This window comes from Streptomyces sp. SD31 (assembly GCF_052068475.1).
GTDB lineage: Bacteria > Actinomycetota > Actinomycetes > Streptomycetales > Streptomycetaceae > Streptomyces.
Map to the genome: position 1 here is coordinate 33,266 of NZ_JBQHCX010000025.1, position 14,995 is coordinate 48,260.

Here is a 14,995-nt window from a genome sequence, read left to right on the forward strand (position 1 = left end):
CGTCGTACAGGTGAATGATCGACCACGCTCCAGCCCGGTACCGGACTCCGGCACGGCGCGTCCGCGGGCGCTGACCCCGTGCGATGAGGAAGGAACCGCATGTCGACTCCCGGGCGCCGTACCGCCGTCACGCTCCTCGACCTCCTGCGCAACGCCGCCGAGGAGGCCCCCGGTCAGGTCGTCGTCCATGTCCGCGCAGACGGCGGCGAACGCACCGTCACCTTCGCCGAGCTCCACGACGACGCACTGCGCGTGGCCGGGGGCCTGCGTGCGGCGGGACTGGAACCCGGCACCCCCGTTCCACTCGTCGCGGAACTCGGCGAGGACTTCCAACCGATGTTCTGGGGAGCGCTGGCGGCGGGACTCGTGCCCGTGCCGCTCGCCCCGGAGACCCGCCGGGTGGGACCGGTGTGGGAGTTCCTCGGCAGGCCCGCCGTCTTGGTGGACGCCACCACCGAAGCCCTGTTCGCCGAGACCCCGGGCCCGGTGCGCGCCCTGCGGCTGGACGCGCTGCGCGAGGCCCGCCCGCTGCGCTCGCTGCCACGCCGCGACCCACAGGACCTCGCCTTCCTGCAGTTCTCCTCCGGCAGCACCGGCACCCCGAAGGGCGTCGAACTCACCCACGAGGCCGTGCTCGCCAACCTCCGGCAGATCCGCGCCGCCATGGCGATCACGCCGGACGACGTGGTGGCGACCTGGATGCCGTACTTCCACGACATGGGGCTGATCGGCACCCACCTCGTCCCCTTGGCGGCCCGCCTGAAGCAGGTGCGCCTGGAACCCCTGACCTTCGCCAAGCGCCCCACCCGCTGGCTGGAGGCGGTGGCGCGGCACCGGGCGACCCTGCTGTCGGCGGCGAACTTCGCGCTGGCGCTGGTGACGCGGCGGGTGCCGGACAGCACCTGGGCCGGCCTGGACCTGACCTCCGTACGCCTGATGCTCGTGGGCGCAGAGCCGATCGCACCGCGTGTGTGGCGGGAGTTCACGGCCAAGGCGGGTGCGGCGGGGCTGGACGCCAGGGCGATGCTCCCCGTGTACGGACTGGCCGAGGCCACACTCGCCGTGACCGTGCCGCCGCTCGGGGAGATCGCCGAGCCCCTGCGACTCGACCGGGCGGCGCTCAGCCGTGGCCGCGCCGTTCCCGTGGAACCCGGCCCGGACGCCGTGGAGTTGATGGACCTGGGCCGTCCCGTCCCGGACTGCGAGGTCCGTGTCACCGACGATTCCGGCAAGCCGCTCGGCGACATGCGGGTCGGTCACCTCGAGGTACGCGGTCCTCAGGTCGCCCGCGGCTACCACCGCGCCCCCGAGGCGAGCGCGTCCGCGTTCGGCAGCGGCTGGCTGCGCACCGGCGACCTCGGCTTCCTGAACGAGGGCCGGCTGTGCGTCACCGGCCGGCACAAGGACGTCGTCTTCGTGGGCGGCCGCACCTTCCACGCACCCGACCTCGAAGAGACCGTCGCCGCCACCCCGGGACTGCCCGGCGGAACGGTGGCAGCGATCGGCTCCCCCGACCCCGGCACCGGCGGCGATCGGGTGGTGGTGTTCGTGCAGTGGGCGCGGCCCGCCCCGGCCGCGGCCCTTCCGGTGCTCGACGCGGCGGCGGCCCGGGTCCGGGAGGCGCTGGGCCACGACGACGTACGGGTGTTGCCCCTGCCGCCCGGCGCGTTTCCCCGGACGACGAGCGGCAAGCTGCGGCGCGCTCTGATGCGCGTCCGGTTCGAGGCAGGTGCCTATACGGCGGTCGAGGAGCGGTTGTCGGCCGCGCGGGCCGAGCGCGGGCCCGCCCGGTGGGAAGAGCGCGGTCCGCAGGGTGCCGTGCCGCGTTCGCGGCGTGACGTCGAGGACGTGGTCCGGGGCATCTGGGCACGGACGCTGGAACTCCCGCCGGCGGACATCGACCGGGACGAGAGGTTCTTCGCCCTCGGGGGCTCCTCGCTGAAGGCGATGGCGGTACTCGCGGGGATCGAGGACGCCTTCTCCGTCGCGGTGGAGCCGCGCGTGCTGCGCGACCATGACACCGTGGCCGCGCTGGCCGGCCATGTGCTGGCCCTGCTCGCCGGCTCCGACAGGACACTTGACGGAGAGTCGGCTGACCGCTCCGGGGCGAGCGCGGATACCGGGCGCGCGCCGCTGACGTCCGCCGAGCGTGCGCAGAACCGGGGGCCGGTGGCGGTGCTCGGCATGGCGTGCCGGTTCCCCGGTGCCGAAACGCCGGAAGCGTTCTGGGAGTTGCTGGTGTCCGGCCGAGACACGGTGACAGCAGTCCCCGAGGGCCGCTGGGAGGACTGGCAGGGCTCGGAGGGCTCGCGGGGCTCGGAGGGCTCGCGGGGTTCGGAGGGCTCGCGGGGCTTGGGGAGCGCACCGGGCGTCCCGGGCCTCTTCGGGTCCTTCCTCCCCGAACCCGCCGCCTTCGACGCCGCCTGCTTCGGCATGGACGACGACGAGGCCCGCGCGACCGACCCCCAGGCCCGGATCTTCCTGGAGCTGGCCCACGAAGCCCTGGAGCGCTCCGGCTACGCGGGGCCGCGACGCACCGGCCGCAGGATCGGCGTGTTCGCCGCCGTCGGTGACAGCGGATACCGCGAGATCCTGGCCGCCGCCACGGACGGCGACCTCGCCGCCCACCCCGGCGCGCTCACCGGCAACCTGCCCAACCTGATCGCCGCCCGCCTCTCCCAGGCACTCGACCTCGACGGCCCCGCCCTCGCGGTGGACACCGCATGCTCCTCCGCGCTCGTGGCGCTGCACCTGGCGCGGCGCAGCCTCGAAAGCGGCGAGTGCGACGTCGCCGTGGTCGGCGGCGTCCAGCTCGCCCTCACCCCGACCGGCCACCGGCTGCTCGCACGCGCGGGCGCGCTGTCCCCGACGGGCAGCAGCCGCCCCTTCGCAGCCGCCGCCGACGGAATCGTGCCCGGGGAAGGCGGAGCGGCCCTCGTCCTCGCCCGCCTGGACGACGCGCTGCGGGCCGGCGACCCGGTACTCGCCCTGGTCCGCGGCACGGCCGTCAACAACGACGGCCGGTCCCTCAGCCTGCTCGCCCCCAACCCGCGCACCCAGCACGAGGTCATCACCCGGGCCTACGGCGAGTGCGGCATCGACCCCGGCACGGTGTCGTACGTCGAGGCGCACGGAACCGGCACCCCCGTCGGCGACCCCGTCGAGGCGCGGTCGCTCGGGCACGCCTTCCCGCCCCGCACGGACGGGCTCCCGCGCCTGCTCGGCTCGGTCAAGGCGAACATCGGGCACCTGCTCAACGCCGCCGGCATGCCGGGCCTGGTCAAGACGGTCCTGGCGCTCCAGCACCGCCAGGTCCCGCCCGCCCCGAACGCCACCCCGCCCGCGCCCTATCTGCACCGCGTCGCCCCCGGCTTCGAACTCGTCACCGAGCAGCGCGCATGGCAGTCCCCCGGGCCCTTGATCGCGGGCGTCAACGCCTTCGGCTTCGGCGGCACCAACGCGCACGTCGTCCTGGAGGAGGCACCTGGACGGACGACGTCCGCGAGTTCCGTCGCGGGCGGCTCGCACCTGCTCACGCTGTCGGCCCACAGCGCCGACGCACTGCGGGCAGCCGTCGCCGACCTGGCGGCGTATGTGCGGGCACACCCGGAACTGCCCGAGGCCGACATCTGCGCCACCGTCAACTCCGCGCGTGGCGACCGTCCTTGTCGCCTCGCCGTGGTCGCCGACGGCGATCTGGCGGACCGACTCGAAGCCGCCCGCACGGCAAACCTCACGCTCGCCCGGTCCTCCCGGCCCCGGACGGTGTTCCTGCTGCCGGGCCAGGGGGCCCAGCGGCCCGGCCAAGGACGCGCCCTGTACCGGTCGGCCCCGGTGTTCCGGGAGGTCCTGGACGAGGCCTCCGCACTGACGGGACCCGTACTCGGGCGTTCACTGGCCGAGTGGTGCCTCGATCCCCGTACGGATCCCGGGCAGTTGGCCAGGACGGAGGTGGCCCAGCCGCTGCTCGTCGCGTTCGGTGTGGGTCTGGCCCGGCAGTTGGAGGCGTGGGGCCTGTCCGCGGACGCCGTCGCCGGACACAGCGTGGGCGAGATCGCGGCCGCGTGTGTCGCCGGTGCGCTGAGCCTGTCCGAGGCGGTCGGGTTCGCCGCGGAGCGCGGACGCCTGGTGGGCGAACTGGCCCTCCCGGGAGCCATGGCCGCCGTAAGAGGTGACGAGGACACGGTCGCCGGGCTCGTGCGGGCATCGGGCGGCGTGCTGAGCGTGGCCGCCGTCAACGGGCCCGAGCAGGTGGTCATTTCGGGCTCCGCAGAAGCCGTCCGGCGCGCCCTCGCCGAGCTGACCGGACGCGGCGTGGCCACGCGCAGGCTGCGTGTCTCGCATGGCTTCCACTCGCCGTTGCTGGAGCCGGTCCTCGATCCGCTGGGGGAGGCCGCGAAGGGGCTGACGGTCAAGCCGGCGGCCGTACCGATGCTGAGCACGGTCACCGGCGAGTGGCGGCCCCGCCTCACGCCGGCCTACTGGCAGGGGCATGCCGTCGAGCCGGTGCGGTTCGGGGCAGCTGTGGCGAGGCTCCTGGAGGAGGGCTACGACACCTTCGTCGAGCTCGGCCCGGGGAACACCCTGGGCGGCGCGGTCCGCGCGGTCGCCGGTGCGCACGGCGCCTCGGACGTGGCGGTGTTGACGACCGGGGTCACCTCGACTGTGGGCCGTGAAGGGGACGCCTCCGGGGCACGGATGCTACTGGAGGCGGCGGGCCGACTGTGGATGCGCGGTACGGCCCTGGAGCGGACGGCTCTGGAGCGGACGGCTCTGGACCGGACGGCTGTTGACCGGACGGCTGCGGATCGGATGACCGGGGCCGCCGGGCGGCCGCCGAGGGTGTCCGTACCGACGTATCCGTTCCAGCGCACCCGCTACTGGCCGCGCAAGCCCAGTGCCGAGCCTGTGGTGCGCCGCCTCGACTGGCGGGACACCCCGCTCGTACCTGCGGCCGGGCCCCGCGTCGTGCGGTTGATCGGCGGCGGTCAGGCGCTTGGCCGGGCCCTGGCCGAGCGGCTCGCCGACCGTGGAACGACGGTACTGGGGGACGACCTCGCTCACCGGCCGGGCGCGGTGTCGGCGTACACCGTGGTGTGGCTGGGAGGCGTGGAGGGCGCCGGAGACGGAGGCCGGCAGGCCCCGGACGCGATCACCGCGTTGCGCCCTGTACTCGACCTGCTCCGCGCCGACTGCTCCCGCCTGCTGGTGGTCACCGAGGACGCGTACGTCACCGGCACCTCGACGGAACGGGCGCGGCCGGCCCAGGCACTCCTGCACGGCTTCGCACTCGCACTTCCGGAGGAGCACCCAGGGCTCGCCGCCCGCGGCGTGGACCTGTCCTCCCACGACACCCTCGACGCCCGGGTCGATGCCCTGGAGCGGGAGCTCTGCTCGGCCCACGAGCCGGGCGCGCAGGACGCGGTCGCCTGGCGCGCCGGCCGCAGGCTCAGCCGTACCCCGGCCGACGCGACGGACGCCCCGACGGCGCCCGACGCCCTGCCGCCCGACGGCACCTACCTGATCACCGGGGGAGCCGGTGGGCTCGGTTCCGCACTCGCGCGGGACCTGGCGGAACGCGGCGCATGCGAGCTGATCCTGACCGGACGCTCCGAGACCGCTCCCGACGATCTGCTCACCGATCTCTGCGCCCACGGCGCCCGCGCCCGGTACTACACGGCCGACGTGTCCGACGAAGCCGCCGTCCACGCCCTGTTCGCCGAACTTCCCCCGCTGGACGGGGTGTTCCATGCCGCCGGTACCGTCCGGCCCGGCGCCCTTCGCGCCAAGACCGACGGGGAGATCGAGCAGGTGCTCGCCGCGAAGGTGCGCGGCACGGTACTGCTCGCCGAGGCACTGCGCGGGCACGGTCAGGAACCGGCCGTATGCGTCGCCTTCTCCTCCATCTCCTCGGTGCTGCCCGGCCTGGCGGGTGCGCTCGGCGACTACGCGGCGGCCAACGCCTTCCTCGACGCCTTCGCCGCAGCCGAGCGCGCGGCGGGACGGCCCTGGCGGTCGATCGGGTTCGGGCCGGTCACCGATGCGGGACTGGCCGCCAGGTCACCTGCTCGGCATCAGCGGCTGCGCGACCGCGGACTCGGCCCCGTGACCACGCGGACGGCGGTCGCGGCGCTGCGGACGGCCGTCGCCACCGACGCCACTCACCTGCTTGTGGCGTCCTCGGCGACCTCCCCACCCGCGCAGGTCGCCACCGTTGCGGACCGCACGGATGCCCCGCTCGCAGGCGCGCCATCCACGGTCCGCAACCAGCCGGGCGGCGAAGGTGACGGGGGCGGCGATGGCACCGTGACCGACCCGGCCCGCATCACCGGCCTGATACGACGGCTGCTGGCCGAGTCACTGCACCGTGCTCCCGAGGACATCGGCGACGACGAGCAGTTCCTCGGACTCGGGCTCGACTCCCTGACCGCCGTCGACCTCGCGCGCCGCCTGGAGACGGAACTCGGACTGCCCCTGCCCGCCACGCTGCTCTTCGAATACCGCACGGTCGGCGAACTGACCGCCCACCTCAGCGGGCAGCGGTCGACCGGCCTCCACGCCCCCACCACCGCGACCCGCGGCAAGCCGGACACCCCGCCCCTTCTCGCCCCGCGCCCCCTCACTCCGCGCCCCCTCACTCCGCTCCAACTCGCCTTCCTCACCACCGAGGCGCTGTACGAGGGCGTCACCGCCTACGGCTACATACGCCAGACCATCCGCGGCCCCCTCGACCCCGGCCTCCTGGGCCGCGCCCTGGCCCACCTCGCCGCACGCCACTCCATGCTGCGTCTGCGCATCACCACGGACGGCACACCGCCACGTCAGTACACGGTGCCGGCCGACCCCACCGACCGCGCTCCCCGCTGGTACGAGGTGCACGAGCCGGACGACAACGCGCCGCCGCTGCCGGACCTCGAACAGCGGCTGTACAACCGCCCGTTCGACCTGACCACCGAGCCCCCTGCGCGCGCGCTCCTGGTCCGCGACCGCCGGGACGCACACCTCGCCCATCTCCTCCTGGCCGTCCACCACAGCGCCGCGGACGGCTTCAGCCTCAAGGTCCTGTGCGAGGATCTCTGGTCGCTCTACACCGCGCTCGCGGAGGGCCGTGGCCCCCTCGAACTCCCGGCCGCCGATGCCGAGTTCGTCGACTACGTCGCCCTCGTCACCGCGGAACGCCAGTCACCGGCCTTCGCCCGCGACCAGCAGTACTGGCGTGACCGCATCGCCGAACACACCGCGGCGGCCACGGCTCAGGCACTGCCGTACGACGGCGACCCGGACGCGCTTCCCGCCCCGCCGCTCACCCACCACGAGACGGGCATCGACGCCTCGCTCACGGCGGCGCTGCGCGAGGTGGCAGCCCGGCACGAAGTCACCCTCTTCCACCTGCTGCTCGCGGTGTACGGCCGCTGTCTGGCCCGCTGGAGCGGACAGCGGGCCGTCGCCGTGAACGTGGCCCGCGCCCGCCGTGAGGCGCCCCTGCCCGGCGTCGACCGCCTCGTGGGGCCGTTCGCCGACACCCTGCCGGTGTTCGCCTCCGTCGACCCCGCCGAGCCCGTGGCCGTACTGGCGGGGCGGCTCCAGCGGATCTGGCAGGAGGCGGAGTCCCACGCCACCCTCGGCAGCCCCGACATCGCCGCGCTGCTGCCCGCCACCGGCCCCGCCCCGCGCACGGTCGCCCCGGCCGGGTTCAGCTTCGCCCGCTTCCCCGTGAGCCACGGCCGCGACTGGCCGGTCACCGTGACCCCGACCGCGGCGGCCACCGCCTCCGCCGCGACCCGGCTCGGACTGCTCTGCTGGGAATCGGATGCGACACTCCGCTTCTCCTGGAATCACCCCGCCCACCTCTTCCGGCCCGAGACCGTCGAGCGGCTCGGCGCGGAGTACGTGGCGGAACTGCACGCCGCGGCCGGGCGGACCACCGACGCCGAGGGACCCACCAGGGACCGGGGGATCGTGGACCGCCTGGGTGCCCGCTTCCGCGCGACACCGCGAGCCGTCGCGGTGGACACCGGCCGTACCACGCTCACCTACGCCGAACTCGACGCCGCCTCCTGCGCTCTCGCGGCCCGGCTCCGAGCGAACGGCGTACGCCCCGGCGACCTGGTCGGCCTCCTCACCGAACCGGGCGCGGACACCGTCCTCGGCGTGGTGGGCATTCTTCGGGCGGGCGCCGGCTGGGTGCCCCTGGACGCGACCCATCCCGTGGCCCGGCTGCGGGACCAGGTGACACGCACCGGCGTCGGCGCAGTGGTCTGCCACGCCGCGACGCGCGAAGCCGTCGCCGCGCTGGAGGGCATCACGCCGGTCACAGTCCACCGCATCACGCCGGTCACCGCCGATGACGGGCCCGTGGCCGCCCCGCCCCCGGTCGAGCCGCCGCCCGCCGACCCCGACGCCATCGCCTACGTCATCTTCACCTCGGGTTCCACGGGTCGCCCCAAGGCGGTCCCGATCACCCACCGCTCCATGCTCGACTACCTCGACTGGTCACTGGCCACCTTCGGTTACCGCCCCGGGGACCACCTCGTACAGACGGCGTCCGTCTGCTTCGACGCCTCCGTACGCCAGTTGCTGGCACCGCTGCTGGCCGGCGCCACCATCCATACCCTCAGCCGGGACGACCTGCGCGACCCCGAAGCATTGCTCGACCGGATCGTCAACCACCGGATCACGGTGTGGAGTTCGGTACCGACCTTGTGGGAGCGACTGCTGACGGCGGCCGAGACCCGGGCGCGACAGGACGGAACACCCCCGGACCTCTCGGCGCTGCGCTGGGTCCACGTCGGCGGCGAGGCACTGCCCGCCGCACACGTACGCCGCTGGTTCGACCTGCTCGACGCCTGCGGCGGGCCCGAGCACCGGGTCGCCAACCTGTACGGGCCCACCGAGGCCACCATCAACGCCACCTGCCACATCATCGACAGCCGACCGGCCGACGAGGTACGTCAGTTGCCCATCGGCAGGCCGGTCGCCGGAGCCGAACTGGCCGTCGTCACCGAGGACGGACGCCCCTGCGCCCCCGGCGAATCCGGTGAACTGCTCATTGCCGGAACCGGGCTGACACCCGGTTACCTCGGCGAGCCGCAGCTCACCGCGGAGGCCTTCGTCGAACGCGACGGACGCCGCTGGTACCGCAGCGGCGACCGGGTCCGCCGCACCGCGGACGGCGTACTGGAGTTCCTCGGCCGCCTCGACGACCAGGTCAAGGTCCGGGGCCACCGCGTGGAGCTCGGCGAGGTGGAGGCCGCCCTGCTCACCCACCCGGACGTTGCCCGTGCCGCCGTGCTGCTCGTCGACGGACGTCTGCTGGCGTACGTCGAACCCCGCCCCGGCTCCGACGAGCCCGACGCCCGCGAGGTGCGCGCCTTCCTGTCCCGGGTGCTGCCGCCGTACATGCTGCCCGGCCGCATCCGCTCGATCCCGGCGATGCCCCTGACCGGCACCGGCAAGACCGACCGCAACTCGCTGGCGAGCGCATCGGAGGACAGCCGGCGGGCGTCCGGGCCCGGAACCCCGCCCGTCACCGCGCCCGCCACCCCGACCGAGCACACCGTCGCACGCATCTGGTCGACGCTGCTGGACGTACCGGATGTGACGCGCGAGGACGACTTCTTCGCACTCGGCGGCGACTCGATCATGGTGCTCGAACTCTTCGCCCGCCTGCGTCAGGAGCTGTCGGCCGTCCCACGGCCGACAACCGTCTACACCCACCGCACGCTGAGCGCACTCGCGTCGGCCCTCGACACCTCCGCCGCCACCGCCAGCGCCGTCACACGCCCCTCACCCGATCCGACCCCGGAAGCCGTCCCCGCGCAACCGACGGGCCCTTACCCCCTCACCCCCTCCCAGCGGGGATTCCTGCTCGCCGAGACCATCGAGCCCGGGGCGGGCTCCGGCTGGCTCGCCCGGTTCCGGCTGAGCGGACCGCTGCGCCATGACGTCTTCCAGCGCGCCGTGGACGTTCTGGTGGCCCGTCATCCGATGCTGCGCACCGTCTTCCCGGCAGGCGCCCGACCGCCCGTGCAGCAGGAACTGCCGGACTCGTTGCGCCTGCCCGTGGAGACGGAGACCCTCGCGCACCCCGACCTGCTGGAGCAGCGGATCGCCGAGGAGGCACGGCGCCGACCAGAGCCCTGGGCCTGGCCGTTGCTGCGTCTGCGGCTGCTCACCGTGGCGCCCGGCGAGCATGTGCTCCTCGTCCACGCGCACCACCTCATCGGCGACGGCTACAGCGCCGCCCTCCTCGCCAGGGAACTGCTCACCGCATACGACCGCCTCGACCGAGGCCGGCCGCACGGCCTGCCGCCGCTCCACAGCACCTTCCGCGACCACGTCACCCGGTCCGCCGTACGCCCGCGCCCGCAAGGACCAGAGGCCGAGGAGTACCGCGCACGCCTGCGCGCGCCCTACACGCCGCCCGTGCTGCGGCGGCCGACCGCCCATGCCGCCGATGGCCAACCGGCGTTCCACACCACAGGGTTCACCCTGGACGCCACCACGACACAGGGACTGCGCCGGCTCGCCCGAGCCGCCCACCGCACCCTGTACACCCCGCTGCTCACCGCGTACTACCGCGCCCTCGCGGAACTCACCGGCCGACGCGACCTGCTGCTCGGGCTCGCCGTCACCGGGCGCGAGGAGTCCACGCCGGACGCACACCGGGTGTTCGGCCCGTTCGCGGAAGCGGTGGCGCTGCGCCCGGCCCTGCCCGGCGGTGGACGCGAGCAGGACCAACTACCCCGATTCGGCGAGGACTTGAGGCGCCTTGCCGCCGAGGCCGACTTGGCCCGGGCCGAAGGCCCCAGCGAGGTGCGCACGGCCGCGGGACTGCCCCGCCACGCCCAGTTCTTCTTCACCTTCCTCGACTTCACCTCCCTGGGCACCGAGGCCGGCGGCGGCCTCACCCTGCACGCGGATGCGTCCGACACCGCCCTCGCCCCGCCGCCGCTGGGCACCGACGTGTTCTTGGCCGTACGGCCGGTGGCGGACGGCGGGGGCCTGCGCGTCACCGTGCGCGCTTCGGCGGCGGCCCTCACGGCCGGGGAAGTCGCCGGGTTCGCGGAGAAGATGCGGCGACAGCTTCAGGACGCGCTGAGCGAAGCCGGTTTCGGCTCCGACCCCGCCCCTGACCCCGCCCCCGTCCGCAGCAGCCGCCGCCGGCGCCCCCACCTCGATGCCGCGCTCGTCGGATACCTGCCCGCCCCCGACCATCTCGCCGCCCTCGCCGGACTGCCGCACGACAGCCCCGGCCTCGGCCGCGAGGAGATTCGGGCGCTGCTCTTCCCGGACGGTCGCGCGAGGTTGCTGGAGGAGACCAGGACCCCGCTCGGGAACTCCGGGTTTCTCGCTCTCCCGCTCTTCGCCGACGAACTGGCCCCGGCCGCCTCCGATCTGGCCGCCCGCACGGCCCGCGCCGTGGAGCAGGCCGCCTCACTCGGCGCCCGCTGTGTCTCGCTCGCGGGCATGATCCCGTCCCTCACCGGCTACGGCTACGACGTCCTGCGGGCGACCACGACGAGCGCGGCGATCACCACCGGCCACGGGTCGACGACCGTCGCCGTGGCCAAGACCGTCCACAGCGCACTCGCGGCGACCGGCCGCCGCCTCGACGAGCTCTCCCTGGCCGTCGTCGGATGCGGCTCGATCGGCCTCTCGTCCCTGCGACTGCTGCTGGCGACGGCGCCCCGTCCACCGGCCCGCCTGCTGCTGTGCGACCTGCCCGGCAACACCGCGCGACTCGAACGGCCGGCCGCGGACCTGGCGTCGGAGCATCCGGCGACGTCGGTCCAGGTCGTCGCATCGGGGCGGAAGTTGCCCGCCCCGCTCTACGACGCCGACGTCATCATCACCGCCGTCAGCGGCGCGACGGCCCTCCTGGACGTCGACCGGCTGCGCCCCGGCACGATCGTGGTCGACGACTCCTTCCCGCACTGCTTCGACACAGCGAGCGCACTGGACCGGATGAGCCGGGAGCAGGACGTCCTCGTCGTCGGAGGCGGGCTGCTGGCGCTCGACTCCACGCAGACACAGCTCAGCGAGGACCTGCCGAGCGCGGCAAGCGCGGGCTTCGCCATGCGCCCTGCGATTCCGGGCACTTTGGCCTCTTGCCGACTGGAGTCACTGCTCCACGCCCACCTCAGGGAAGCCGGCCGGGCCCCGAGCGACCTCCCCCTGATCCACGGCCTCGTCGACCTGCCCCGCGCCCTCGCCCACTGGGACGCGGCCGAGGCCGCCGGAGTGCGGGCCGCCCCGCTGCATCTCCTCGACCGTGTCATCGCCCCGGACGCCATCCCAGCGCAGGCCCGAGCCGGGCGGCGATATCGGTGAGGATCTGCACATAGTCCTCGTGCTCGAAGGTGAACGGCAGCGCGAACGCCACCTCGTCCACCTCGCGGAACGCGGCGTGGGCCAGGAGGCGTTCGGCGATCTCCTCCGAGGTACCGACGAAGTCCGGCGCGAACAGCAGCCGTGCCGGACCCTGCGGCGACAGGGTCCGAGGGGTGCGCTGCGCGACGTACTCCTCGTACTTCGCGCGCTGTTCGGGCGTCGCGGAGTCGGTGGGGATGACGACGAGGCCCTGGGAGACACGGGCGCCGTCGCCGTCGGGGTGGCGGGCGCGGAAGGCGCGTATGTGAGCGAGCTGGATCTCCGCGAAGTCCGGTGACGCCTCCGCGTCTTCCGAGCCCTCGGCTTTGACGACGCTGCTGGTCAGGAAGTTCATCCGGTGCTCGCCTGCCCACTGCGCCGAACGCAGACTGCCGCCGCCGTACCACATACGGCTGCCGAGGCCGGGGGAGTGTGGTTGCACACGGTCCGCGAACACCTCAAACCCCTCCATCCCGCTGAAGTCGGTGGCCGGCTCGCCCCGCACGAAGTCCAGCAGCCGCCGCACCCGCTCGTAGCCGAAGTCCTCGACGTCCGCCGTGTCGGGGTAGAGGGCGTCCTTGACGCGGTCGTAGTGCATCGGCGGACCCACGCTGACGCCCGGGTTGAGGCGGCCGCCCGACAGGAGGTCGACCGTCGCCAGGTCCTCGGCCAGCCGCAGCGGGTTCTCCCAGCCGAGCGGGATGACCGCGGTGCCGAGTTCGATACGGCGGGTGCGCTGGGAGGCCGCCGCCAGGACCGCGACGGGGGAGGAGATGCCGTACTGCAGATGACGGTGGCGGATCCACGCGCTGTCGAAGCCTAGCCGTTCGCCCAGCTCGATGATCTCGAGCGTGGACTCGTGGCCCCGGCGCGGATCCGCCTCGTCGAACAGGCCGATGGTGAGGAAACCCAGCTTGCTGAGCGGTCGTGAGGTCGGCGGCACGGGCCCTCCATCATCCACTGATCGAGTCGTACGGCAGTGCCAACGGGCCCGCGGCCGATGATGTTCCCGTGCTCCCAGGTCAGACCGGGGAGCAGACCAGCGGATCAGACCAGGGAAATGGTGACCTCGTCCTCGACCGGCGGGTCGACCTCCTGGGCGCGGTTGCCGGTCGCGGCGTAGCAGCGCAGCCGGACGGTCTCCGGGGTGACGTCCAGCCGCAGGAAGCACTTGAAGAACGGCGGGCTGTAGGTCGCCGAGCTCGGCGAGAACAGCTGGGTGTAGATCTTGCGCACGGGAAGGCGGAACCGCTTGGCCCGGTCGGGTCGGCGTCCGGTGCCCAGCAGGCCCGCGACCAGCCGTGTGCGCCAAGTGACGCGGGCGTCCGGGGCCGGTGCGCGACCCGGCTGGATCTCCAGCCGCTCGGCGATGACGGCCGTCGCCTCCGCCTCGGTGAGAGTGAAGAAGCGGCGCATGCGCAGCCGCCGTCCGTAGAGCCTGCTGTAGAAGGCCAGGGAGTCGCCGCGCAGGGGGTAGCAGCGGAACTCGTTCTCGGTGACGTTCGCGATGTCGACCCGCGGAATGGTGTGCGTTGCGTGCATGAACGCACCGCCGCCGCCCGCGACCACGTACTGGATGGTGCGGCCGTCCACCCGCACGGGGTAGCGCTGGTAGTTGTGGATGTCGCCGCCTATCGCCGCGACATAGCGGTGTGCCGGGTCGCGGACGATCTCGTCGACGGTGCCGCCCCCTTCGATCGCGCAGGGGTGGTGCTCACCGTCCACGTACAGGGGCTGGCCCGTGATGAGGATCTTCGGCCGGGGATCCTGGGACACCTCGCGCAGCCACGCGCCCTGTTCGGCGTCGATGGTGCCCAACAGTCCCGTGTCGATGCCTATGATCCGCACCGGCCCGGCGTCGATCGCCCAGTACGGCCCCGGCTGGACGGCTTGTTGGGCTGCGTCCGACCTCAACTTCCGTGCTTCTGGGAGACTTTGGCCGTCACCCTTGCGCGGCCGGTGCCACAGCAGCGACCGCAGCCATGCCCTGCTGAGCGGACGCGGGGCGGCCTCGGGGTCGAGGGGCGGGGCGTCGTCGCAGAAGACGCGCATGAACGCGCCGAGGTCCTCGTACCAGTCGTGGTTGCCCGGGATCGCGTACATGGGCGCCCGGTAGTCCTGGTAGGGCCGGAAGAACTTGGCGTTGTAGTCGTCGGCGCTGCCCACCGGATAGATCACATCACTGGCGACGACCGCGAACCGTGTGTCCTGACCCACCTTCAAAAGGCCTGGTACCACAGCGTATTGGGAGTCGTCGCCCTCACCGGTGTCACCGATGACGAGGAAGGAGAACCTGTCCGGGTCGTCGCGCCGGATCACCTTGTCGGCGGGCGCCCCGGCCGCCGCTTGCTGCGCCACCCAGCGGCCGCGGGTACGCCCCGTGGGGTCCCCGAACCAGGACGCGAGCACGCCGTTGCGGGCGGCCCACAGCGTCTTGGGGTTGAGCCAGGAGATTTTCTCGACCTTGTGCGGCATCAGCCGCTTGTACTCACCGAGTTCGGCGGCGCCCCAGCCGGCGCCTTCGGCGGTATCGCGTGAGGAGTCAGACACCGGTGCACCGTAACAATGATCGAGTGGACGCCGGGCAGGGGAGGCGGGGCCCGGCGAGTCGCCGAGCCTCCCG

At 73.6% G+C, this 14,995-nt stretch carries 3 protein-coding genes; 1 reads left to right on the forward strand and 2 read right to left on the reverse strand.

Going from position 1 to position 14,995, the window contains the following annotated elements; translation table 11 throughout:
• The first annotated feature begins 99 nt into the window (after positions 1–99).
• Positions 100–12,333 (forward strand): amino acid adenylation domain-containing protein, encoded by a 12,234-nt coding sequence (locus tag ACTMVF_RS39295; RefSeq protein WP_441275881.1) that lies wholly within the window; start codon positions 100–102, stop codon positions 12,331–12,333.
• Here ACTMVF_RS39295 and ACTMVF_RS39300 read toward each other — a convergent pair.
• Together ACTMVF_RS39300 and ACTMVF_RS39305 are read right to left on the reverse strand one after the other, a co-directional pair.
• Positions 12,278–13,315 carry an LLM class flavin-dependent oxidoreductase gene (locus tag ACTMVF_RS39300; protein WP_441275882.1) on the reverse strand — a complete coding sequence of 346 codons (1,038 nt, stop codon included), beginning with the start codon at positions 13,313–13,315 and terminating at the stop codon, positions 12,278–12,280. The genes ACTMVF_RS39295 and ACTMVF_RS39300 overlap by 56 nt on opposite strands.
• A 104-nt stretch (positions 13,316–13,419) precedes the next feature.
• Complete coding sequence (locus ACTMVF_RS39305; RefSeq protein ID WP_441275883.1) at positions 13,420–14,922, reverse strand: metallophosphoesterase family protein; 1,503 nt, start codon at positions 14,920–14,922, stop codon at positions 13,420–13,422.
• Positions 14,923–14,995: the final 73 nt, after the last annotated feature.